Source organism: Caulobacter sp. NIBR2454, from assembly GCF_027474405.1.
In the GTDB taxonomy this organism is placed as follows: Bacteria; Pseudomonadota; Alphaproteobacteria; order Caulobacterales; family Caulobacteraceae; genus Caulobacter.
This window is the reverse complement of record NZ_CP114871.1, coordinates 3,516,496-3,538,801: the sequence shown is the minus strand read 5'-3', so window position 1 is coordinate 3,538,801 and position 22,306 is coordinate 3,516,496. Positions and strand designations below refer to the sequence as shown.

The following is a 22,306-nucleotide window of genomic DNA, read 5'->3' as shown; positions in this document are numbered from 1 at the left end:
TCCTCCGTCACAGGGTTCTTACGAACCCCTCTTAATCCTGATTGAGCCGCGCGCGAACCCTGCCGCGGAAGATCACCCGATCGCCCTTGTCCTCGACCGTGTAGCCGTTGGCGTTGAGCTGGGTCCCCGGACCCTCGCCGCGCACCGGGCCCTGGCCGACCACGCGGCCGGCGCGGGTGTCCACATTGGCCTCCTGAGCAGCGAAACGATAGCCGCTGGCGTCGCTGAACTTCACGTCGCCCTGCAGCTTCAACGTCCGGTCGCTCTCACGGTAGATTCCAGTGCGGGCGGTGGCCCGGGTGGCCGACGGGCCGTCCATGGCTAGGCTGACGTCAGGCTGCTCCAGCAGGATGACGTTGATATCCTTGTCGTCCCGAGCGGCGCTCTTGGCGCTGATACGGAAGGGACGCCCCTTCTCGTCGCGGCCGAAGAAGCGCGGATTGGTCATGCGCACGACCGTGGCCGCCTTCTCCAGGGAGGGCGTCTCGCGGGCGAAGGCGTTCCAGACGATCTGCGCGCCCAGCATCACCACCAGCAGGCCGGCCGCCGCGGGCAGGGCCCAGCGCAGGGTGCGGACCGTGCGCGAACGCTTGCGCCAGCGCTTCAGGTCAGGCCGGGACGGACGATCGGTAAGGGCGGCGGCTTGGGTCATTTAAGGGACCTCAGGCGTGGGCGAAAATGTCGGCGTCTTCCCAACCAGCGATGTCGAGTTTGGCGCGGCTGGGGAGAAAATCAAAGCAGGCCTGGGCCAGGGCGGTGCGGCCCTCACGCGCCAGCATGGCGTCCAGCTTGGCCTTGACCGCATGCAGATGCAGCACGTCGCTGGCGGCGTAGGCCAGCTGCTCGGGGCTGAGGGTCGCTGAGCCCCAATCGGAGCTTTGCTGGGCCTTGGACAGCTCCACGCCGGCGCATTCGCGCACCACGTCCTTGAGGCCGTGGCGGTCGGTATAGGTGCGCGCCAGCTTGGAGGCGATCTTTGTGCAATAGACCGGTGTGGTGGTCACGCCCAGGTGCAGGTCGAACATGGCGATGTCGAACCGGCCAAAGTGGAAGATCTTCAGCACGCCCGGATCGGCCAGCAGCGCCTTGAGATTGGGCGCGTCATAGGCCGGGCGGTTCAGGCGGACGATATGGGCGTCGCCGTTCCCGTCCGAGATCTGGACCACGCACAGCGGGTCGCGACCCAGGCGAAGGCCCATGGTTTCGGAATCGACGGCGACAGAGGTCGCGCCCGCGAAAACGTCGGCGGGCAGGTCGCCTTCATGAAGAAAATTGGCCAAGGGTGTCGAACGCTCCGGCGATGTTGGCGCTTTATATAGCGCGCCGCCGGTGAGGCGCCTGCTCTTTCTAGGTAGAAAAAGAGCGATGGTGCCCAGGAGAGGACTCGAACCTCCACGGCCGTTAAGCCACTGGCACCTGAAGCCAGCGCGTCTACCAATTCCGCCACCTGGGCCCGCTCCGCATCCACCGGATCGGCGCGAGGCCGGGAGCTTTAGAGAAGCGATTTCGGGACGTCAACACGAACCTTCGCCAAAATGCATCGTGCGTTGCGAATAAGCTTGGGAACGTCTATCCCGCACCCGACAAACGAGGGATTTCCCATGCAAGGCTTGGTGACGGTTTTCGGCGGCTCGGGGTTCATCGGGACCCAGGTGGTGCGCGCCCTGGCCAAGCAGGGCTGGCGGGTCCGCGTGGCCGTGCGCCGCACCAACATGGCGCACCGTATGCGCATGCTGGGCGATGTCGGCCAAATCCAGGTCGTGCAGGCCAATATCCGCAGCGGCGCGTCCGTCGCTCGCGCCCTCGAAGGGGCGCAGGCCTGCGTCAATCTGGTGGGGGTTCTGCAAGAGCGTGGCCGTCAGGGCTTCATGAGCCTGCACGCCACCGCCGCCGGCAAGGTGGCCGAGGCCGCCAAGGCGGCTGGAGCCACACGCTTTGTGCAGATGTCGGCCCTGGGCGCCGATGCTGAATCTGGATCCAAGTACGCCCGCACCAAGGCCATGGGCGAGGCGGCCGTGCGTCAGGTCTTCCCCGACGCGGTGGTGATTCGCCCGTCCATCGTGTTCGGGCCCGAGGACGGCTTTTTCAACCTCTTCGCCCGCATGGCGACCCTGGCGCCGGCGCTTCCGCTGTTTGGCGGCGGCAAGACCTGCTTCCAGCCGGTTTTCGTGGGCGACGTGGCGGCGGCGATCGCTGCGACGGCGACCCAGGCCGGTCACGCGGGCAAGACCTTCGAACTGGGCGGCCCGGCCGTCTACAGCTTCAAGGAAGTGCTGGAGCTGATTTTGCGCGAGACGGGCCGCAATCGTCCGCTGATCCCGATTCCTTGGTTCGCGGCCAAGGCCATGGGGTCGGCCGGCGACATGATTTCGGGTCTTTTCCCGGCGCCGATCACCAGCGATCAGGTGATCTTGCTGCAAAGCGACAACGTCGTCTCTGGCTCCCTGCCGGGCCTGGCTGAGCTAGGCATCGTGCCGACGACGGTGGAGGCGGTGGTTCCGAGCTATCTGTACCTCTACCGCAAGGGCGGTCAGTACGCGCCGCTGCCGGAAGGCGCTCTGTAGAAAACGGGCGGACCCATTTGCGCAGTTGAGTCCGGGCGGCCGGAGCCGCCCAGGTTTCTCAGTCTCTAGTGGCGGGCCTTGCGCGCGGCGTATCGCGCGTCGCGCTTGGCCTTCTGCTCGGCCGCTGTAAGGGCTTTGCGTTCCTTGCGCTCGGCGCGCTTGTTGGCCAGGGCCTCCTCGGCGAGGGCTTCCTCAGCCTGACGGACGGCCGCTTCGGCCTCGGCGGCGGCCTGCTTGGCGGCGGCCTTTTGTTCGGCGCGTTCCTGGCGGACACGCTCGACCTCGGCTTCGCGCAGGGCCTGACGTTGTTCGAACAGCGGATCGGTGACGGCGACCTTTGGCTTGAGCTTGCTCAGGAGGGCTTGCTTGGCTTCAGCGGCGGTCTTGAGGCGGTCCGAAAAGTCGACGTTCTTCATAAGGTCAGTTCTGATCCTGTGTCTGGGTATTGGTCCGTGCTCGGGGGAGGGCGGACGAAAAACAGGGCGGCCAAGGCCGCCCTGTTCGTATTGAGCGCTGGGCTCGGCCTATCCGTGGAAACGGATTAGCCGGCTTGCAGTTGCCCCGCGGACGTCTTGCCGCTGCGCTGGTCGCGCTCGAGCTCGTAGCTCAGCTTTTGACCTTCATCGAGTTGGCGCATGCCGGCGCGTTCAACGGCCGAGATGTGCACGAAAACGTCGGCGCCGCCGTCGTCAGGTTGGATGAAGCCGTAGCCCTTGGTGGTGTTGAACCACTTAACAGTACCGGTAGCCATTAGTGTCACCTTTCGGGTGAGGAGGTTCACGCAGGGCTGAAAGTGTCCCTGCATGATCAAATTGTCGGAGAGGATCGTGGTAGACTCGGAAGCTCGATCCGAAGAGCAAGCGTGGAGAGCAACCGAACCAAAACGATATTCAATCGGGTGAATTCATAACCCAGATTTTCGCGGCTCGCAACGCGTGCTCGCGTGCAATTGTTCGGGTCCTCAGATCAAGCCCTTAAGCGTGGCCTTCAGCGAACGTCCGCGGCCGGCGGTCGCACGAAGATCTGCGCCAGCACGAAGGCCGTCAGGGCGCAGGCGGTGATGCCGGTGATCATCGACAGCGGCTTGCCATCCGCAAACAGGCCGGCGATGGCCATGGTCGCCGCGCCGATCGTCACGTGAATGGCGCCCATCAGAGCCGAAGCTGAGCCTGCGATGCGGCCGTGAGCCTCCATGGCCAGCACGCCGGTGGTGGGCATGACCAGGCCCAAAAAGCCCCAGCCGATGAACAGCATGCCACTCATGACGGCCAGGCTCCCCAGGCCCAGGGCGAACAGGGCGGTCATCAGGACCATCGATGCGGCGAACCCTGTGACGGCCAGGCGCACCAGCCGGCCCAGCCCCAGGCGGCGCGACAGCATGCCGGTGAACTGGGCCGCGGCGAAGAAGGCCGCCGCGTTGAACGCAAAGAAGATCGCAAAGGCGCTGGGCGACAGGCCGTAGAAGTCGATGATGACGAAGGACGAATTGGCCACATAGACGAAAAACGAGGAGACCCCGAACGCGCCCACTAGCACCACGGCCAAGTAGTGCCGGTCCTTGAGCAGCCTGCCGTAGCTGATCACCGCGCTGGTCCACGAGCTTTCGCTGCGGGCTTCGGCGGGGCGGGTCTCCTTCATGAAGAAGGCGATCAGGATCAGGCCGATCACGGCGGCGATGGCGGTCGCCCAGAACACACCACGCCATCCGGTCAGGGCGATCACGGCACCGCCCACGGAGGGGGCCAGGATCGGCGAGATGCTGAAGACCAGCATCAGCAGCGACATCAGGCGCGCGGCCTCGGGTCCGGTGTACATGTCGCGCACCATGGCCCGCGGAACGACCGAGCCGGCGCAGGCGCCTACGGCCTGAACCACACGAAAGGCGATCAGGGCATGGATGGTGGGCGCCAGAGCGCAGCCGATGCTGCCGACGATGAACAGGCTGAGGCCGAAATAGAGCGGCGGCTTTCGGCCGATCATGTCCGATATCGGCCCATAGATCAGCTGGCAGACCCCCGAGGCGATGAAGAACGCCATCAGGCTCATCTGCACCGCCCCGGGGCTGGCGTTCAGGCTGGCCCCGATGGAGGGCAGGGCCGGCAGGTACATGTCGATGGCGAAGGGGCCGATGGCCGACACCAGGCCCAGGATCAGGGCCAGGCCGAAGAAATTGCGGCTGGAGCTCATCGGAAATTCCCCTTCGAAGACGACGCGCCCTCGACAAAGGGGAGTCCGGCGCAGCCATCGGGCGCGCCCATGCCGGCTAGCTAGGCCCCAAGCGGCTCCGGCTCAAGGCTCGATGGCCCGCAAATTCCTCAGCGGGCCGGAAAAATCGCCAGCAGCACCAGTCCGGCGGCGCCCACGACGATCCGCCAGATGGCGAAGGGGGTGAATCCGTGGCGGGTGACGAAGTTGAGCACGCCGCGCACCACGAAGACGGCCGAGACGAAGGCGGCGATGAAGCCAAGGCCGATCAGGCCGGCGTCGTCCAGGCTGAGCTGGTCGAGGTTCTTGTAGAGATCATAGGCGAAGGCGCCGGCCATGGTCGGCATGGCAAGGAAGAACGAAAATTCCGCCGCCGAGCGTTTGTCGCACTTGAGCAGCAGGCCGCCGACGATGGTCGCGCCCGAACGCGACACGCCAGGGATCAGGGCGACCGCCTGGCAAAGGCCGATGATCAGCGCTGTCTTCAGCGAGAATTGGGTCACGTCCGTATAGCGCGGCTGAAACTTCATGCGGTCCAGCGCCAGCAGGATGATCCCGCCAATGATCAGGGTGGTGCAGATCAGGGTGGGGGACTCGTAGAGCACGGTCTTGATGAAGTCGTGGGCCGCTACGCCGATGATCACGGCCGGCACGACGCCGATGATGATCGCGGCGATGAAGCGGCGGCTCGCCGGGTCCTTGGGCGCGGTGATCAGCAGGCTCCACAGCCGGGTGAAATAGACGCTGATGATCGCCAAGATCGCGCCCAGCTGGATCAGCACCTCGAAGGTGTTGCCGGTGCTGTTGAAGCCCAGGAAATGGCCCACCAGCAGCAGGTGTCCGGTGGACGAGACCGGGATGAATTCGGTCAGGCCCTCGATCAGGCCCAGGACGATGGCGATCAACCAGTCCGGCATTGGAAGCTTCTCCGACGGGAGCTCAAGGCGTGGCGCGATAAGGTAAACAGGTCGTATAGTCTATAAAATTGACTGATAGCGACTCTCAATAGACGTTTTCGGCGAATAGGACGGGATTTGCGAGCGGATAATTGTCAATAAATAGGACTATACTGTTTTCGCTGCAATGAACGGCACGTAAGACCCCATCGCGCGCAAGGTTATGCCTCTGCCGGGCCCCGCGCGCGTCGAGAAGGGGATGATCATGGCCGAACGCATGTTGAAGTTCACGGTGACGCCGCGGCGGATGCCGGAAAAGCGCAACGCCGACGCCCGTTCGGACGACTTCCTGGAAATCTACGGCGACTTCATTGACGCCAAGGCGACAGAGCAGGCTTCGCGCTGCTCTCAGTGCGGTGTGCCGTTTTGCCAGTCACATTGCCCGCTGCACAACAATATCCCCGACTGGCTGCGCATGACGGCCGAAGGCCGTGTGCAGGAAGCCTATGAGCTTTCTCAGGCCACCAACGCCATGCCCGAAATCTGCGGCCGCATCTGCCCGCAGGACCGCTTGTGCGAAGGCAACTGCGTCATCGAGCAGTCGGGCCACGGGACGGTCACCATCGGCGCGGTGGAGAAATATCTGTCGGATAAGGCCTGGGAGGAAGGCTGGGTGCGCCCTCTGGTCGCCGGCCCCTCGCGCGGCCAGTCGGTGGGCGTCATCGGCGCCGGCCCGGCGGGTCTGGCGGCGGCCGAGCGCCTGCGTGAAGGCGGCTATGACGTGACCATCTATGACCGCCACGATCGCCCGGGCGGCCTGCTGATCTATGGCATCCCCGGCTTCAAGCTGGAAAAGGACGTGGTCGAGCGCCGCACCCGTCGTCTGGCCGAAGGCGGCATTGTCTTCCAGATGGGTTTTGACGTTGGCAAGGACGCTACCCTGGAGCAACTGCGCGAGCGTCATGACGCCGTGCTGATCGCCACCGGCGTCTATGCGGCCCGCGATCTGACCGTGCCGGGCGCGGGCTCGACCGGCGTTGTGGCCGCTCTCGACTACCTGATCGCCTCCAACCGCCACAGCCTGGGCGACGCGGTCGAGGAGATCACCTCTGGTAAGTTGAACGCACACGGCAAGGACGTGGTCGTGGTCGGCGGCGGCGACACCGCCATGGACTGCGTGCGCACCGCCATCCGCCAGGGCGCGACCTCGGTGACCTGCCTCTATCGCCGCGACAAGACCAATATGCCGGGCTCCATGCGCGAGGTGGCCAACGCCGAGGAAGAGGGCGTCCATTTCGAATGGCTGGCCGCGCCCAAGGCGGTGCGCGGCGACGCCGACGCGGTGACTGGCGTGCATGCGGCCCGCATGCGTCTAGGCTCGCCCGACGCTTCGGGGCGTCAGTCGCCCGAAGAGGTCCCGGGCGGCGATTTTGACCGCCCTGCGCAACTGGTGATCAAGGCCCTGGGTTTCGAGCCGGAAAACCTGCCGCAGCTGTGGTCCGCCCCGGAACTGAAAGTGTCGCGCAGCGGCACCGTGCGCGCCGACTTCCGCAATCAGATGACCAATCTCGACGGGGTGTTCGCCGCCGGCGACATCGTGCGAGGCGCCTCCCTGGTGGTCTGGGCCATCCGCGACGGCCGCGACGCAGCGGATTCCATCCATTCGTACCTGACGGCCAAGGCGAGCGCTCCGGCGCTGGTCGCGGCGGAGTAGACGACCATGAACGATATCCTCGACCTCTACTTCGCCAACCGTCAGCGTCTGATTGACGGTCATGCCTATGATCCGGCCAGCGAGCGCGACAACTGCGGCGTGGGCTTGGTCTGCGCCATCGACGGCCAGCCGCGCCGCGAGGTCGTTGATCTCGCCATCAAGGCGCTGAAGGCCGTCTGGCACCGGGGCGCGGTGGACGCCGACGGCAAGACCGGCGACGGCGCGGGCATCCTGCTGTCGGTGCCGCAGGACTTCTTCGCAGACCAGGTGCGCCGCACGGGCCACGCTCTGCGTGCCGGCCCCATCGCCGTGGGGCAGGTCTTCCTGCCCCGCACCGATCTCGGCGCCCAGGAAGCGGCGCGGACGATCGTCGAGGCCGAGGCCCTGCGGTTCGGCTTCTACATCTATGGCTGGCGCCAGGTGCCGGTGAACACCGCCGTCATCGGCGAGAAGGCCAACGCCACCCGTCCCGAGATCGAGCAGATCATGCTCGCCGCGCCGGACGGCCTTGAGGGAGAGGCGCTGGAGCGCGCCCTGTTCCTGTGCCGCAAGCGGATCGAAAAGCGCGTCGCGGCATCCAACCTCAACGGCTTTTACCTGTGCTCGTTCTCGGCCAAGTCCCTGATCTACAAGGGCATGTTCCTGGCCGAGCACATCAATGAGTTCTACCCCGACCTCAATGATGAGCGCTTCTCCGCGGCGGTGGCGATCTTCCACCAGCGCTACTCGACCAACACCTTCCCAGAATGGCGGCTGGCCCAGCCGTTCCGGATGCTGGCCCACAACGGCGAAATCAACACGCTGAAGGGCAACGTCAACTGGATGAAGAGCCACGAAATCCGCATGGCCGCTCAGGCCTTTGGGGATTTCGGCGAGGATGTGAAGCCCGTCATCCAGCCCGGCGTGTCCGACAGCGCCGCGCTCGACAACACCTTCGAAGTGCTGGTCCGCGCCGGCCGCGACGCGCCCATGGCCAAGGCCCTGCTGATGCCCGAGGCCTGGAATGGCAAGACCGAAGAACAGATGCCCGCCTCGCATCAGGCGCTCTATTCGTACTGCAACGCGGTGATGGAGCCGTGGGACGGCCCGGCCGCCGTCTGCGCCACCGACGGCCGCTGGGTCGTGGCGGGCAAGGACCGCAACGGCCTACGTCCCCTGCGGGTCGCCTATACCGATGACGGCCTGGTGATCATGGGCTCGGAAGCGGGCATGTGCGGCGTCGCCGACACGCGCATCGTCAAGAAGCTCAACATCTCGCCCGGACGGATGATCGCCATCGATCTGGCCAACGGCCAGCTCTACAGCGAAGACGAGATCATCGACGAGCTGGCCGAGCGCCATCCCTATACCGAGTGGCTGGGCAACATCCGCGACCTGGACCAGGAGATCGGCCCCGGCCCCGAGCCGCGTCGCTATGGCCGCGAGGAACTGACCCGCCGTCAACTGGCCGCCGGCTTGACGCTGGAGGACCTGGAGATGGTCCTCGCCCCCATGGCCGAGGAAGGCAAGGAAGCCATCGGCTCTATGGGCGACGACACGCCCCTGGCGGTGCTGTCGGAGAAGTACCGGCCGCTCAGCCACTTCTTCCGCCAAAACTTCAGCCAGGTGACCAACCCGCCCATCGACCCGCTCCGCGAGACGGGGGTGATGAGCCTGAAGACCCGCTTTAAGAACCTGGGCAACATCCTGGCGCAGGACTCGGCGCAGACCGACGTGTTCGTGCTCGACAGCCCCGTGCTCACGACCGGAATGTACGTGCGCATCGTCGATGTGATCGGCGACAAGAACGTCGCCCTGATCGACTGCACTATGCCGATCCCGGTCCCCGAGGCGCGCCCCGGCGACGCCCTGCGCGCCAATCTCGACCGCATCCGGGCCGAAGCCGAGGACGCGGCCCTGCGCGGCTGTTCGACCATCGTGCTCAGCGACGAGGCCTGCGGTCCCGACCGCGTGGCCCTGCCGATGATCCTGGCCACGGGCGGTGTGCATGCGCACCTGGTCGCCAAGGGTCTGCGGTCCTACGTGTCGATCATCGTCCGGTCCGCCGAGTGCCTGGACACCCACTATTTCGCGGTGCTGGTCGGGGTGGGGGCCACGGCGGTGAACGCCTATCTGGCGCAGGAAAGCTTCCAGGATCGCCTGGAGCGGGGCCTGGCCGGCGAGCTGACCCTTCGCGACGTCTGCGTGAACTTCAAGACCGCCATCGAGGGCGGCCTTTTGAAGATTCTCTCCAAGATGGGCATCAGCGTCATCTCGTCTTATCGCGGCGGCTATAACTTCGAGGCTGTCGGCCTGTCGCGCGCCATGGTCGCCGAGTATTTCCCAGGCATGCCGTCGCGCATCAGCGGCATCGGTCTGGCGGGCCTGGAGACCAAGGCGGTCGAACTGCATCGCAAGGCCTGGGACGCCTCAGCCATCACCCTGCCGGTGGGCGGCTTCTACAAGGCCCGCCGCTCGGGCGAGGCGCACGCCTTCGAGGCGCGCATGATTCACACCCTGCAGCACGCCTGCGACACCGGCGACTACAGCGCCTACAAGCGCTGGAGCGAGGGCCTGCGCGGGTTCAAGCCGATCCAGCTGCGCGACCTGCTCGACTGGCGCTCGGACCAGGCGGCGGTCAGCGTCGACGACGTCGAGAGCGTCAACGAAATCCGCAAGCGCTTCGTCACCCCGGGCATGAGCCTGGGCGCCCTGGCGCCCGAGGCGCACGGTGTTTTGAACATCGCCATGAACCGCATTGGGGCCAAATCCGTCTCGGGCGAGGGCGGCGAGGATTCGGCGCGCTACCGCCCGCTGCCCAACGGCGACAACCCCAACAGCGCGGTCAAGCAGGTGGCCTCGGGCCGCTTTGGCGTCACGGCCGAATATCTGAACCAGTGCCGCGAGATCGAAATCAAGGTGGCCCAGGGAGCCAAGCCCGGCGAGGGCGGGCAACTGCCCGGTTTCAAGGTCACAGAGATGATCGCGCGCCTGCGCCACGCCACCCCCGGCGTGATGCTGATCAGCCCGCCGCCGCACCACGACATCTATTCGATCGAGGATCTGGCCCAGCTCATCTATGACCTCAAGCAGATCAACCCGGTCGCGCGGGTGACGGTCAAGCTGGTCTCCATGACCGGCATCGGCGCTATCGCCGCCGGGGTCGCCAAGGCCAAGGCCGACGTGATCCTGATCAGCGGCAATGTTGGCGGCACGGGCGCTTCGCCCCAGACCTCGATCAAGCATGCCGGCGGTCCGTGGGAGATGGGCCTGTCGGAGGCCAATCAGGTCCTGACCCTCAACAATCTGCGCCATTCGGTGATGCTGCGGGCCGACGGCGGCGTGCGCACCGGCCGCGACGTGGTCATCGCCGCAATGCTGGGCGCCGAGGAGTTCGGCATCGGCACCGCGTCCCTGATCGCCATGGGCTGCATCATGGTGCGCCAGTGCCATTCCAACACCTGCCCGGTGGGAGTCTGCACTCAGGATGAGGCCCTGCGCGCCAAGTTCACCGGCTCGCCCGAAAAGGTCATCAACCTCTTCAGCTTCATCGCCGAGGAAGTGCGCGAGATCCTGGCGTCCCTGGGTTTCAAATCCTTGCAGGAGATCGTGGGCCGCACCGACCTGCTGCAGCAGGTCAGCCGTGGCGGCGAGCACCTCGATGACCTTGACCTGAACCCCCTGCTGGTCCGCGCCGATCCGGGGGCCAACAAGCCCTATTGCACGGTGGAGGGCCGCAACGCCGTGCCCGACACCCTCGACGCCCAGATCGTCCGCGACGCGGCGCCCCTGCTGGAGCGCGGCGAGAAGATGCAGCTGACCTATACGGTCCGCTCGACCGCCCGCACCATCGGCACGCGCACGTCGAGCCACATCGTGCGCAAGTTCGGGATGAAGGGCCTGCCCGCCGGGCACCTGACCCTGCAGCTGCGCGGTTCGGCCGGCCAGAGCCTGGGCGCCTTCGCGGTCCAGGGCCTGCGCATCGAACTGACCGGCGAGGCCAACGACTATGTGGGCAAGGGCCTGTCAGGAGCGACTATCGTCATCCGCGCCGGCGCCCACCTGGCGCGACCCGAGGATAACGCCATCCTGGGCAACACCATCCTTTATGGGGCGACAGCCGGTCGTCTGTTCGCCGCCGGCCAGGCGGGCGAGCGCTTCGCCGTGCGCAACAGCGGCGCCACCGCGGTGGTCGAAGGCATCGGCGCCAACGGCTGCGAGTACATGACCGGCGGTCAGGTGGTTGTGCTGGGACCCGTGGGCGGCAACTTCGGCGCCGGCATGACCGGGGGCATGGCGTTCGTCTACGACCCGGACAACCGCTTTGCGCCCCTGGTCAATCCCGACAGCGTCGTGGTCCAGCGTCTGTCCTCCCCGCACTGGGAAGGTGTGCTGCGCTCTCTGGTCTCCGAACACGCCCAGGAGACCGGATCGCCTCAGGCCAAGACCCTGCTGCGCGATTGGGACCACGTCAAAGGCGGCTTCTGGCAGGTCTGTCCCAAGGAGATGGTCAGCCGCCTGTCGCATCCGCTGGTGGCCGAACAGGCGATGCACGAACGGGCGTGATTTTGAGAAGTTCGGGGCCGCTCTCAGCGGGATTGTGCGGCGGCCCCGAGTCCCGCTAACCCTGGCGAGATGACGGCGCATGCCGTCTTTCGCGGGGGCGGGACATGGGCGGCTGGAACGAAGGCTATACGACCGAACTGCAGTACACGCCGTACTTCTACAGCGAACTGGCGCCCGCCCACCTGTCGTTCGCGGCGCGATCCACGGGCTGGCGACCGCCCAGCCTTGGGGATGGCTTCACCTTCTGCGAACTGGGCTGCGGCCAGGGCGTGTCGGTCAATGTCCTTGCCGCCGCCAATCCGGGGGCGAGCTTTTGGGGTATCGACTTCAATCCGGCCCAGATCGCCAACGCCCGCGAGCTCGCCGCCGCCGCGCAGCTCGACAATGCGCATTTTCGCGACTGGAGCTTCGCACAGGCGCTTGAGCGCGCCGACGAACTTCCCGCCTTCGACATCATCGCCCTGCACGGCGTCCTGACCTGGGTGTCCGATGAAAACTTCGACCAGGTGTTGCGGTTCATCGACCGCACCTTGAAGGCCGGCGGTCTGGTCTATGTCTCCTATAACAGCCTGCCGGGCTGGTCCGAGACCCTGTCTTTCCGCCATATGGCCCATCAGCTGTTCACGCGCGTGGGTGACGCCGACGGCGTCCCGACCCGAGTGCTGGATCTCGCCCAGCGCCTGACCGACGCCGGCGCGGTCTATTTCGCCAAACAGTCGGGCCTGGGGGGCAAGCTGGCCCACCTGCGCACGCAGTCGAGCGCCTATTTCGCCCACGAATATCTGAACAGCCACTGGCGGCCGTTCCATTTCACCGAGGTCGCGGGCCGCATGGCCGAGGCCCGGCTGGACTACATGACCTCGGCCACCTTGATGGACAGCATGACCGAGGCGGCGACCACGACCGCCGCCGCGGCGATCATCGCCGAGGAGGCGGGGAACGACCGCATCTGGGCCGAGCAACTGCGCGACCTGGCCAACAACAAGACCTTTCGGCGTGACATCTATGGGCGCGGCCTCAACCGGCTGAACCCGGTGGACCAGTTCCTGTCGCTGCGCGAGCAGCAGTTCGCCCTGGCCGTGCCGCGGGCCGACGCCAAGATCGCCTTTGTCGGCCCCATGGGCGAAATGGCGGGCGAGGCGGCGGTCCACCATCCGATCCTGGACCGGCTGGCCGCGGGGCCAGCGAGCTTTGGAGAGCTCCAGGGCCTGATCCCGGCCAGCAATCCGGCCGTGGCGCTTCAGGCTCTGGCCCTGCTGGTTCACGCCAAGCAGATACTGCCCGTCCAGGAGGTGGTCGATCCCGGCCCCGCTCAACGGCTCAACCAGGTCCTGCTGTCGGCTTATCGGGTCGGTCGCAGCTATAACGTCCTGGTGGCGCCGGCCGCGCGAACCGGCGTGGTTGTGGGCTCCGCAGACCTGCTGACCGCCTGCGCCGTGGCCGACGGGCGGGGTGACGATCTGGCGGATGCGGCGGCCTACGGCTACGCCATCCTGTCCACGAGCGGGCGCCTGTTGCATCACGAGGGTCGTCAGTTGGTGGACGATGAGGCGCGGGCCTATCTGGCCGAGCAGATGGCCCCCGCCTTCAATGGCCGCATCGACGTCTGGAGAAACCTGGGCGTCCTTTAGGGGAGCGTCAGGTCCGAAAGCGGCCGGCTTCCCGGCGACAGCAGGGCCTTGTGGAAAGCCTTGATGTCGAAGGCCGCGCCTTGGCGGGCCTGGGTGCGCTCGCGCGCCTGGCGGATGGCGTCATAGCCCAGCATATAGGACAGCGATTGACCGGGCAGGGCCAGGTAGCGATCGACCTCCACCTCGATTTCAGCGCGGCTCAGGGCGGTGTTTTCCAGCATGAACGCCACGGCCTGATCGCGCGACCAGCCCCTCACGTGCAGGCCCGGCTCGACGATCAGGCGGCTGGCGCCCCACAGGTCCTTGGCGGCTGAGCCGATCAGGGCCTGACGATCACTATAGAGGCCCATCTCCTCGGCCAGGTGCTCGGCATAGACGCCCCACCCTTCGACAAAGCCCGAGTTGAACTGGCCCGGCGCCCTGGCGGCTGAAAAGCCCAAGTGATGGCCGGGGATCGTCTCGTGAAAGGCGATGACCTGCGCCATCAACCGCCGGTCCTGAGGTCGCGACAGGTTGACCCGGTAGGTCGCCGGCGTCTGGGCCGTGGCGGGTTGGTAGTAGCCGGCGGGCAGGTCCGCCTCCAATGAAGCGGGGATGGGTTCCAGATTTATGGGCGGCGCGTCGGGAAGATCAAACCAGTCTGGCGCGGCCATGCGGGCGCGCTCCAGCGCCGCCCTCGATATCCGCAGGATGTCGTCGCGGGTGGTGGGCGTCTGCTCGCCAGCGCGCAGGCCTTCCAGCACCGGGGCAAGGTCGGCCTCAGCCACGCCACTGAGTTCGGCCAGCCTGGCCCGACGCTCGGCGAGCAGCCGGCGACCCGTCGCCTCGATCTGGTCGGCGGTTAGCGCCAGGCTGGTCCAGCGCGTCGCCGCGAGAAGAAAGCAGGCCTGACCCTCGCGATCGAGCGCCAGCCCGCTGCCGGCCGGGGCCTTGGGCAGATAGCCTTGGGATAGGAACCGTGCGTAGTCGGCGACAGCGTCCTTCAGCGGGCCATCCAGAAGGGCGCGCCATTGCGGGTCGGTCAGTTGCGGCGCTATCGGACCGGCCTGCAGGGCTTGGACTTGCGTCAGGATGCGGCGAGCCACGTGCGCGGGAGCGTTGGTTCGGGCGCGCAACGCCTCGATATCGGCGTGCAGCGCGGCGGGAGCGCCTCGCCAATCGTCCAGCGCCACCTGCTGAACCGGCGCCGGCGCGGCGGCCAGCCCGGCCAGTTGTTGAGGCCAGCGCGCCTGCCAACCGGTGAGCGGATTGAGCAAGCGCAGGTCAGTGTTGCAATCGGACAGGGCTTGAGTCGCGTCGCCGCCTCCCGCGACCGTTGGCGCCGCCAAGGCGGGTGCGGCCGCCAGGGCGAGGGACGCGGCGATAGCGCCGATCTTGGCCAAGCTCATCAGGCAGGCGCTTTTTCGAACTGCGTCGCCACCGGCGGCTTGGCCATGGCCGCTTCGATCCAGTCGCCGAACAGGTCGATGATTGTGGGGTTGAAGGCGGCCGGCGGCGGCGCGGCGGCGTTGGCCCGCACCTGGGCCGGCGTGCCCTCGATACGCATGCCGTGGCCGGTGAGCGGCACGGAGACGAAACGGGCCGTGCCAGGGCGATAGTGGCTGACCACATCGGCGATCAGCTTGTGATCCTCGTCATTGAGGGCGGCCAGATCGGACTCGCCCCGTACCGACAGCACGTCGGAGCGCACGTCGCGCCAGGCGGCCAGGCTCGCGACCTTGGCGACCCCATGCCAATAGCTGTAGTGGCGGCTGAAGATCTGCTCGGCGCCGTCCCAGCCGAACCAGTCGCGCAGTCGCTTGGCGTCCTCAGCGTTTGTGGCGGCCACCTGGGCGGGCGTTGCGCCCTGGCCGTAGATCTTCTCGATGACGCCGCGGGTCGCCTCGCCATCGGCCTCCCCGCGCGCCGGATCGCCGCCACGGGCCAGGAAGGCCTGATACTTGAAGACGTCCTGCAGATAGTCCTGCCAGCTGCGCACCACGGTTCCATAGACCGCCACGCCGCGCGGCGATGGGTTGCGGGCCGCGATCAGCGGCGCCTCCACGCCGCCCATGGAGTGACCCAGGATGAAGATGCGCTCGGGCGAAATCTTCAGGTCCTTGACCAGGTGGTTATAGCCCGCCTCGAACGCGCGCACCTCGGTGTCGAAGTCGATGGTCGCGCACGACGGCCCGCCCAGGCTGTCGCCCACACCGGGCTTTTCGACGCGATAGGTCGAGACGCCGCGCGCCAGAAGGCCCTGCGCCAGCAGCCGATAGGCCGACTGCGGATTGGACGCCTCCATGCTGGCGCAGGTGTAGCCCTGGATGATGTACAGCACCGGGCCCGCGGGCCCCTGCGGCGGCGCCACCATGATGTCGGCAAGCTGGCCGCCCCCAAAGGGGACGGAGCCGTAGGTCGCGTGGCCGCCATCGTACTGTTCGCGCGCCTTGGGGGCGAGCTTGCGGGTCTGGACCAGGGTTTTGTCGCCACGCCGCAGCGTGATCTTGACCGCCTGTCCTTGGCGACGGCCTTCCAGAGCCGACAGCACCGCCGCCGGCGAAGCGGTCGCCGCGCCGCCGATGCTCAAGATGACGTCTCCGGCTTGAAGACCCGCCGCCGCGGCGGAGGCTGGAGTTGCGATCGCGTCCACGGTGACGCCGCCGTCCTTGGCCGCGCCCAGAGTCACGCCCAGCTCCGCGCGGCGGGGCAAGGCTTGCGCCGACCCGGCGACTGTCAGGAAGGCGGCGGAAATCAGCAGGGCGAGACGCACGGACATGAGCTTTGGCTTTCGACGGAGGCGAAGGGGTCGCGATAGCAGGCGCGACATCGCTGCGTCCTTGACCGTTCTTGCGAACTTGCGCGGCGAGCGACAGGATTGGGCGTGACCGTCGATTTCGTACATCAGCGCCAGCATCTGGACCGGCCTCGCCAGGCCGCGCCCGGCGGCCGACTGGTGCTGTCGCAGCTTTCTGGCGGCAGCAGCCAGATCGCGCGCGCCGCTGTGTGCGTCAAAGTCGTTCTGGAGGGGGAGGAGCGATACGAGGCGAGCGGGCGCACCCATCGCCTTGGCGCCGGCTCCCTGATGATCGCCGATGTGGGCTCGGCCATGCAGGTGAGCCTGCCAGCGGGCGGCGAGGCCACAGGCCTATGCGTCTACATGCCGGCTAACCCGTCTGATCAGCCTTGGGAATCAGCCCTGTCAGGCTCTCCCCTGGTCATGCCGCTGGTGGACCATCCCTTTGGGGCGGCGCTGACAGCCCTGGCCCAGACGTTGGCGCGGCGGCCTGAGCATGGGGAAGAGGCGGCGTCCGGGGCGTTGGAGGCGACCCGTCGCGGACTGAACCATTTCGTCCAGGACCTGGGCCTGCGCATCGGAGCCCTCAGCGGCGGCAAGGCCGCGACACGGCTGGAGCTTCTCAGGCGGATCGAGACCGCGCGGGCCTATCTGCATGCGGTGCGCGATCGAGCCGTGCCCCTGGATGAACTGGCCAGGATCGCGGCGGTCTCGCCATTTCATCTGGCGCGCGCCTTTCGCGAGGCGCATGGCGCGGCGCCGGCCGCCTATCATCGCAATCTTCGCATGGCTTGGGCGGCGGACATGTTGGCCTCGGGTCAGGCAAGGCCCGCGCAGGTGGCGCGCCAGCTCGGCTTTGCTGATCAGGCCAGCTTCACCCGCGCCTTCGTGCGCCGCTATGGAGCGCCGCCTGGAGCGGCCCGTCAGACCGGCGCGCCCACGTAGCGCGCGCGAGGCCGGATCAGGCGGCCGGTCTGGGACTGCTCGATGGCGTGGGCGACCCAGCCCGCGCAACGCGCCGTGGCGAATAGGGTGAAGGGCGCGTCATCGGGCAGGTTGAGATGCTTGGCCAGGGCGGTGAGGGCGAAGTCGATGTTCGGCCTGCCCGATCCCGCCGCCTCGGCGGCCTGAGCGGCGGCCGCCCATCGCTTGGGCGTCTCGAACCTCTCCAGCAGGGCTTGGGCGCGCGGGTCGCCTTCTGGATAAAGCGGATGACCAAATCCAGGCAGGGGCTCGCCGCGCATCAGGCGGTCGGCGGTGGCCGCTTGGGCTCCGCTGCGCTTGACCTCGGCCATGAAGACGGCGACGCGGCTAGCCATGCCGCCGTGCAGCGGTCCCGACAGGGTCGCCAGGCCCGCCAAGGCGCTGGCGGCCAGGGATGCGCCCGTCGACGCCGCCACTCTGGCCGCGAAGGTCGAGGCGTTCAGTTCGTGATCGGCCAGCAGAACAAGCGCGCGCCGGATCAGGTCGGCGCCGTCTGCATCGCACCCCCAGGCCAGCGCCAGTCTCTCATGCGCCGGGTCGCGGCTGTCCTGTCCGGCGGCGGCCGTGACCACGGCGTCGAGCAGGCTGGCGGCGTCCACGGCCAGGGACCGGGGTGAACGGCCAGCGACTGGCAGGTCAGTTCCCACGCGTCCCGCCAGGGTGGCGAAAAGGCGCGCGCCGGCGGTCTTGCCCTTGGCGATCGCGGCGTCGGTGACCGGAACAAGATCGGGGGCGCTTTGATCGCGAAGCAGCCGCGCCACGGATTCAAAGCTCTCCGACTGCGACAGGCCGACGGCGTCACGTCCCCGGTAGTAGAGACAGCCGCGCGCGACGGTGGTGATGGCCGAGGCCAGCACCGGCTCGCCCCAGGCGATGGCGTTCTGGGCTACGTCGGAGGCTTTGCGCCCGCGCCGCTTGCGGTCCGCCAGGGCGGCGACGTCAGCGGCGCTGTAGCGGCTCCGCCTGGGATCAGCGGCGTCGGTTTGGGCCGTTATCCGCCCCCGACTGACATAGGCGTAGAGGGTCTGAGCCCGCACGCCGAGGGCGGCCATCGCGTCTTCTGCGGTCATCCAGTCCATCATATATTGATTATATTGATCAAGATTGACGTCAATGTCTTTCAGGAGCGGATTGCGGCCAAATCCAAGAGGAGATGTCCATGTCGGGACTAGAAGGCGTCGTCGCCGCGCAAACCGTTCTTTCAGAAGTCGATGGCCTGGCGGGCCGGCTGATCATCCGCGGACATGCCCTTGATGAGCTCGCGGGCCGTTGGTCCTTCGAGGAGGCCGCCGGGCTGCTGTTGGCTGGCTTCTTTCCGGACCTACCCGACGATCTGGCCCCCGCCCTGGGGGCGGCGCGGGTAAGGGTTTTTGAGCAGGTCGCTCATCTGGACGCCAATCTCGCCCGCGCCCCGGTCGAGGCGATCCGTGCTCTTGTGGCCAGACTGGCGGACCGGGACGATCTTGAGATTGGGCTGAACCTGATCGCCGCCCCGGCGGTGTTCACCGGCGCGGTGCTGCGCGTCTCGACGGGCAAGGCGCCGATCGCTCCGGATGCGAAGCTCGGCCACGCCGCCGACAGCCTGCGCATGATGCGTGGCCAAGCGGCGACCCGGGCGCAGGCCGCAGCCCTCGACACCTACCTGGTCACGGTCTGCGATCACGGTCTGAACGCCTCGACCTTCGCCGCCAGGGTCGTCGCCTCGACCCAGGCCGGTCTGACCTCGGCGGTTCTGGCGGGGATCAGCGCCCTCAAGGGTCCGCTGCATGGCGGCGCGCCGGGGCCCGTGATCGACATGCTTGACGCTATCGGCGCGCCGACGAACGCCCGCGTCTGGCTGGCGGAAGCCCTTGATCGCGGCGAGCGGCTGATGGGCTTTGGCCACCGCATCTATCGGGTTCGCGACCCGCGCGCCGACGCGCTCAAGGCGGCGGTGCGCGATCTTGCCCTGCAGGAAGAAGCCGTGTGCGGCCGGATCGCCTTGGCCGAGGCCGTGGAGGGGGCAGCCCTGGCCGAGGCCGTGGAGGGGGCAGCCCTGGCCATTTTGCGCGAGCGCAAGCCAGATCGGCCGCTGGAGACCAATGTCGAATTCTACACAGCGCTGCTGCTGGAGGCTCTGGGCTTCCCGCCCAGCGCCTTCACCTGCGTCTTCGCCATGGGGCGCACCGCCGGCTGGGTCGCCCATGCCCGCGAGCAAGTAGCCGGCGGGCGCCTGATAAGGCCGCAGTCGGCCTATGTCGGCCCCCCTCCTCGCGTGGCGGCCTAGGAATCCAAAATCGTATACGATAGCTTGACCCTCATTTCGTGGGGGCCAAGTCATGTTCATGCTTCGATGCCTGGGGGCCGCGGCAGCCCTTTTCCTGGTTGTGGCCAGTCCCGTCCTGGCGGCGGCCACACGGGCGGACGTGGATGCGGCCCTGACCCTGCGTGATCGCTGGATGTTCCTGACGAAGGACGTCGCTGACCCGGCGACCTGGGTCGAAGGACAGTCGAAGTTCTACTATCGCAAGACCGTCCCTGGCGGGTTCAGCTTCATCGCCTATGACGTGGCCACCAACGCCAAGGCGTCGGCCTTTGATCATGAGCGCCTCGCCGCTGGCCTTTCAAAGGCGATGGGCGCGCCGCAAAATCCTCTGCGTCTGCCGTTCGACACTTTCGTTCACGAGGGGCGGTCGATCGCCTTTGCGTCCGGCGAAGGTCGCTGGACCTGCCGGCTGGAGGACTACGTCTGCGCCCGCGCCCCGGCCCGCAAGGCTCGCCCCAAGGGCTTTGGCGTGGTGCGCGATCTTTCCGTTCCCGCCGACAATACGCCCAGGCGGTCGCCCGACGGCCGATGGGAGGCCTTCGTCCAGGGCGACAATCTGGCGGTGCGCGCCTTGCCGCACGGGGCTGTGACGATCCTGAGCACGGACGGCTCGCCGGGCGATTTCTACGACCCCGAGACCATCGCCTGGTCGCCGGACTCTAAGAAGCTCGCCCTCTATCGCTTGCGGCCCGGCTATGGGCGCAAGGTGCTGCGGGTGGAGACCTCGCCTGGCGATCAGGTGCAGCCCAAACTGCAGACCCAGCTCTATCCCAAGCCCGGCGACCCAGTGGATATCGAGCGACCGGTCCTGTTCGACGTGGCGTCAGCCAGGCAGGTCACCGTCGCCGACGACCTCTTTGCCAACCCCTATGCGATGTCCAAACTGGCCTGGCGCAAGGACAGCGCCACGGTGACCTTCGAGTATGATCAACGCGGCCATCAGGCGCTGAAGTTGATCGAGATCGAGGCGGCCAGCGGCAAGGCCCGCGCCGTGATCGACGAGCAGACCAAGACCTTCATCAATATGGGCCGGACCTTCCGCCAGGATATCGGCGCCGATGGGCGCGAAGTGATCTGGATGTCGGAGCGAGACGGCTGGAACCACCTCTATCTGCACGACGGCCGCACCGGGCGGGTGAAGAACCAGATCACCAAGGGCGACTGGATCGTGCGCAAGGTGATCAAGGTCGATGAGGACAGGCGCCAGATCTGGTTCGCGGCCAGCGGCATGCGGCCGGGCGAGGATCCTTATCTGCAGCATGTCTACCGCATCGGCTTCGATGGCCGGGGTCTGACGCCCCTGACCTTCGCCGACGCCTGGCATGACGTGGCCTTTTCATCGGACATGGCCTTCTACGTCGACACCTATTCAAGGGTGGACCAGCCCAACATCTCCGAATTGCGCAAGGCCGACGGGACTTTGGTGGCGCGGATCGAAACCGGCGACATCGGCGCCCTGAGGGCCGCCGGCTGGAAGGCGCCGCAGGTGTTCAAAGCCAAGGGCCGCGACGGCCGCACCGACATCTGGGGCCTAGTGGTCCGTCCCAAGGACTACGACCCGGCCAAACGCTATCCGGTGATCGAGAACATCTATGCCGGCCCGCACGACAACTTTGTCCCAAAGACCTTTTGGCCGTTCGGCTTCCACGCCGGCGGCGACAAGATGATCGGCATGCAGGCCCAGGCCGACCTTGGCTTCATCGTCGTGCAGATGGACGGCATGGGCACGCTGAACCGCTCAAAGGCCTTCCACGACGTCGCCTGGAAGAACCTGGGCGACAGCGGTTTCCCCGACCGGATCGCCTGGCACAAGGCGCTGGCGGCGATCGATCCGTCCTATGACGCCAGCCGGGTGGGCATCTACGGCGCTTCGGCCGGCGGCCAGAGCGCCTTTGGAGCGCTGCTCTTCCATCCCGATTTCTACAAGGCGGCCGTCGCCTATGCCGGTTGTTACGACAACCGCATGGACAAGATCAGTTGGAATGAACAGTGGATGGGCTGGCCGGTGGACGACAGCTACGCACGGGCTTCGGGTGTGGATAACGCCCACAAGCTGCAGGGCGACGTGCTGTTGATCGTGGGCGAGCAGGATTCCAACGTCGATCCCGCCTCGACCCTTCAGGTGGTCGACGCCCTTATCAAGGCCGACAAGACCTTCGAGTTGCTCATGGTCCCGGGCGAGGGCCATGCGGTGGGGCGCTCCACGGGGCCGATCCCCTATGTGCAGCGGCGCCAGTTCGACTTCTTCTTGCGCAAGCTGCGCGGGGAGGCGGCGCTGGATTGGAATCGCAGCGCCGCACCCTAAGGGGGACTTAGTTCGAAGCCAGCTGGCGAGACACCACGGTGCGCGTCTGGGCCACGGCCTGCTTGTAGCAATCGCTCTTTTGAGCCGAGCGCTTGACGAGGGCCACGCTGCCTTCATCGGCGCCGCAGGCGGTCAGGGCGGCCGCTTCAATGCGCTTTTCCATGATGCGCGCGGTGGAGGCCTTGGCCGGGTCGAGGTCGCCGACCTTGACGACCGCGGAGTTGGTCGCGGGAGCCGCGACGGCGACGCTGGCGATCAGGGCGAAGGCCGCGGCGGGAGCAAGCATCTTCAACATTGGCGTTTCCTTGGGCTGTTTTTGCACGCGGAAGGCCAAAAACTGTGCGCTCCGCACGTTTTTCCTACATAGGCCTATGTTTCCGT

General features: G+C 66.9%; 17 protein-coding genes and 1 tRNA gene. 7 read left to right on the top strand and 11 right to left on the bottom strand.

What is annotated here, in order from left to right; translation table 11 throughout:
• Positions 1-31 precede the first annotated feature (31 nt).
• The 3 genes from lptC to O5K31_RS17070 all read right to left on the bottom strand — a co-directional run bounded on the left by lptC (position 32) and on the right by O5K31_RS17070 (position 1,453).
• Positions 32-652: an LPS export ABC transporter periplasmic protein LptC gene (gene lptC, locus O5K31_RS17080; RefSeq protein WP_269714951.1), complete on the bottom strand. Its 621-nt coding sequence runs from the start codon at positions 650-652 to the stop codon at positions 32-34.
• Between the two features lie 10 nt (positions 653-662).
• Positions 663-1,280 carry a ribonuclease D gene (locus O5K31_RS17075; protein WP_269714950.1) on the bottom strand — a complete coding sequence of 206 codons (618 nt, stop codon included), beginning with the start codon at positions 1,278-1,280 and terminating at the stop codon, positions 663-665.
• Between the two features lie 86 nt (positions 1,281-1,366).
• A tRNA-Leu gene (locus O5K31_RS17070) sits at positions 1,367-1,453 on the bottom strand.
• A gap of 148 nt (positions 1,454-1,601) precedes the next feature.
• Here O5K31_RS17070 and O5K31_RS17065 point away from each other — a divergent pair.
• Positions 1,602-2,564, top strand: coding sequence for a complex I NDUFA9 subunit family protein (locus O5K31_RS17065; protein ID WP_269714949.1), 963 nt, complete (start codon positions 1,602-1,604; stop codon positions 2,562-2,564).
• Positions 2,565-2,629: 65 nt separating this feature from the next.
• Here the strand turns inward: O5K31_RS17065 and O5K31_RS17060 are convergent, their stop codons facing one another.
• The 4 genes from O5K31_RS17060 to O5K31_RS17045 all read right to left on the bottom strand — a co-directional run bounded on the left by O5K31_RS17060 (position 2,630) and on the right by O5K31_RS17045 (position 5,686).
• Complete coding sequence (locus O5K31_RS17060) at positions 2,630-2,980, bottom strand: DUF6481 family protein (RefSeq protein WP_269714948.1); 351 nt, start codon at positions 2,978-2,980, stop codon at positions 2,630-2,632.
• Between the two features lie 125 nt (positions 2,981-3,105).
• Positions 3,106-3,315 carry a cold-shock protein gene (locus tag O5K31_RS17055; RefSeq protein WP_269714947.1) on the bottom strand — a complete coding sequence of 70 codons (210 nt, stop codon included), beginning with the start codon at positions 3,313-3,315 and terminating at the stop codon, positions 3,106-3,108.
• A gap of 236 nt (positions 3,316-3,551) precedes the next feature.
• A complete protein-coding gene (locus O5K31_RS17050; protein WP_269714946.1) occupies positions 3,552-4,751 on the bottom strand; it encodes a multidrug effflux MFS transporter in 1,200 nt (399 codons plus the stop codon).
• A 128-nt stretch (positions 4,752-4,879) separates the two neighbouring features.
• Positions 4,880-5,686 (bottom strand): undecaprenyl-diphosphate phosphatase, encoded by an 807-nt coding sequence (locus O5K31_RS17045; protein ID WP_269714945.1) that lies wholly within the window; start codon positions 5,684-5,686, stop codon positions 4,880-4,882.
• 244 nt (positions 5,687-5,930) lie between these two features.
• Here O5K31_RS17045 and O5K31_RS17040 point away from each other — a divergent pair, with 244 nt between their 5' ends.
• The 3 genes from O5K31_RS17040 (at position 5,931) to O5K31_RS17030 (ending at position 13,555) form a co-directional block, all read left to right on the top strand.
• On the top strand, positions 5,931-7,379 hold the full coding sequence (locus tag O5K31_RS17040) for an NAD(P)-dependent oxidoreductase (RefSeq protein WP_269714944.1): 1,449 nt from the start codon (positions 5,931-5,933) through the stop codon (positions 7,377-7,379).
• Between the two features lie 6 nt (positions 7,380-7,385).
• Positions 7,386-11,924: a glutamate synthase large subunit gene (gene gltB / locus O5K31_RS17035; protein WP_269714943.1), complete on the top strand. Its 4,539-nt coding sequence runs from the start codon at positions 7,386-7,388 to the stop codon at positions 11,922-11,924.
• Between the two features lie 104 nt (positions 11,925-12,028).
• A complete protein-coding gene (locus tag O5K31_RS17030) occupies positions 12,029-13,555 on the top strand; it encodes a class I SAM-dependent methyltransferase (protein ID WP_269714942.1) in 1,527 nt (508 codons plus the stop codon).
• Here the strand turns inward: O5K31_RS17030 and O5K31_RS17025 are convergent.
• Together O5K31_RS17025 and O5K31_RS17020 are read right to left on the bottom strand one after the other, a co-directional pair.
• Complete coding sequence (locus O5K31_RS17025; protein WP_269714941.1) at positions 13,552-14,943, bottom strand: DUF885 domain-containing protein; 1,392 nt, start codon at positions 14,941-14,943, stop codon at positions 13,552-13,554. The two genes, O5K31_RS17030 and O5K31_RS17025, sit on opposite strands and share 4 nt — an antisense overlap.
• Positions 14,943-16,313 carry an alpha/beta fold hydrolase gene (locus tag O5K31_RS17020; RefSeq protein WP_269714940.1) on the bottom strand — a complete coding sequence of 457 codons (1,371 nt, stop codon included), beginning with the start codon at positions 16,311-16,313 and terminating at the stop codon, positions 14,943-14,945. Before O5K31_RS17020 ends, O5K31_RS17025 begins: the two co-directional genes overlap by 1 nt.
• 105 nt (positions 16,314-16,418) lie before the next feature.
• Between O5K31_RS17020 and O5K31_RS17015 the strand changes: the two genes are divergently transcribed.
• Positions 16,419-17,276: a helix-turn-helix domain-containing protein gene (locus tag O5K31_RS17015; RefSeq protein ID WP_269714939.1), complete on the top strand. Its 858-nt coding sequence runs from the start codon at positions 16,419-16,421 to the stop codon at positions 17,274-17,276.
• Here the strand turns inward: O5K31_RS17015 and O5K31_RS17010 are convergent.
• Complete coding sequence (locus O5K31_RS17010) at positions 17,255-18,397, bottom strand: citrate synthase family protein (protein WP_269714938.1); 1,143 nt, start codon at positions 18,395-18,397, stop codon at positions 17,255-17,257. The two genes, O5K31_RS17015 and O5K31_RS17010, sit on opposite strands and share 22 nt — an antisense overlap.
• A 77-nt stretch (positions 18,398-18,474) precedes the next feature.
• Here O5K31_RS17010 and O5K31_RS17005 point away from each other — a divergent pair, with 77 nt between their 5' ends.
• On the top strand, positions 18,475-19,581 hold the full coding sequence (locus tag O5K31_RS17005) for a citrate synthase/methylcitrate synthase (RefSeq protein WP_269714937.1): 1,107 nt from the start codon (positions 18,475-18,477) through the stop codon (positions 19,579-19,581).
• Positions 19,582-19,633: 52 nt separating this feature from the next.
• Entirely contained in the window at positions 19,634-21,925 is a 2,292-nt protein-coding gene (locus tag O5K31_RS17000) for a S9 family peptidase (RefSeq protein ID WP_269714936.1), read from the top strand.
• Between the two features lie 7 nt (positions 21,926-21,932).
• Here O5K31_RS17000 and O5K31_RS16995 read toward each other — a convergent pair whose 3' ends face one another.
• Positions 21,933-22,220: a UrcA family protein gene (locus tag O5K31_RS16995; protein WP_269714935.1), complete on the bottom strand. Its 288-nt coding sequence runs from the start codon at positions 22,218-22,220 to the stop codon at positions 21,933-21,935.
• Positions 22,221-22,306 lie beyond the last annotated feature (86 nt).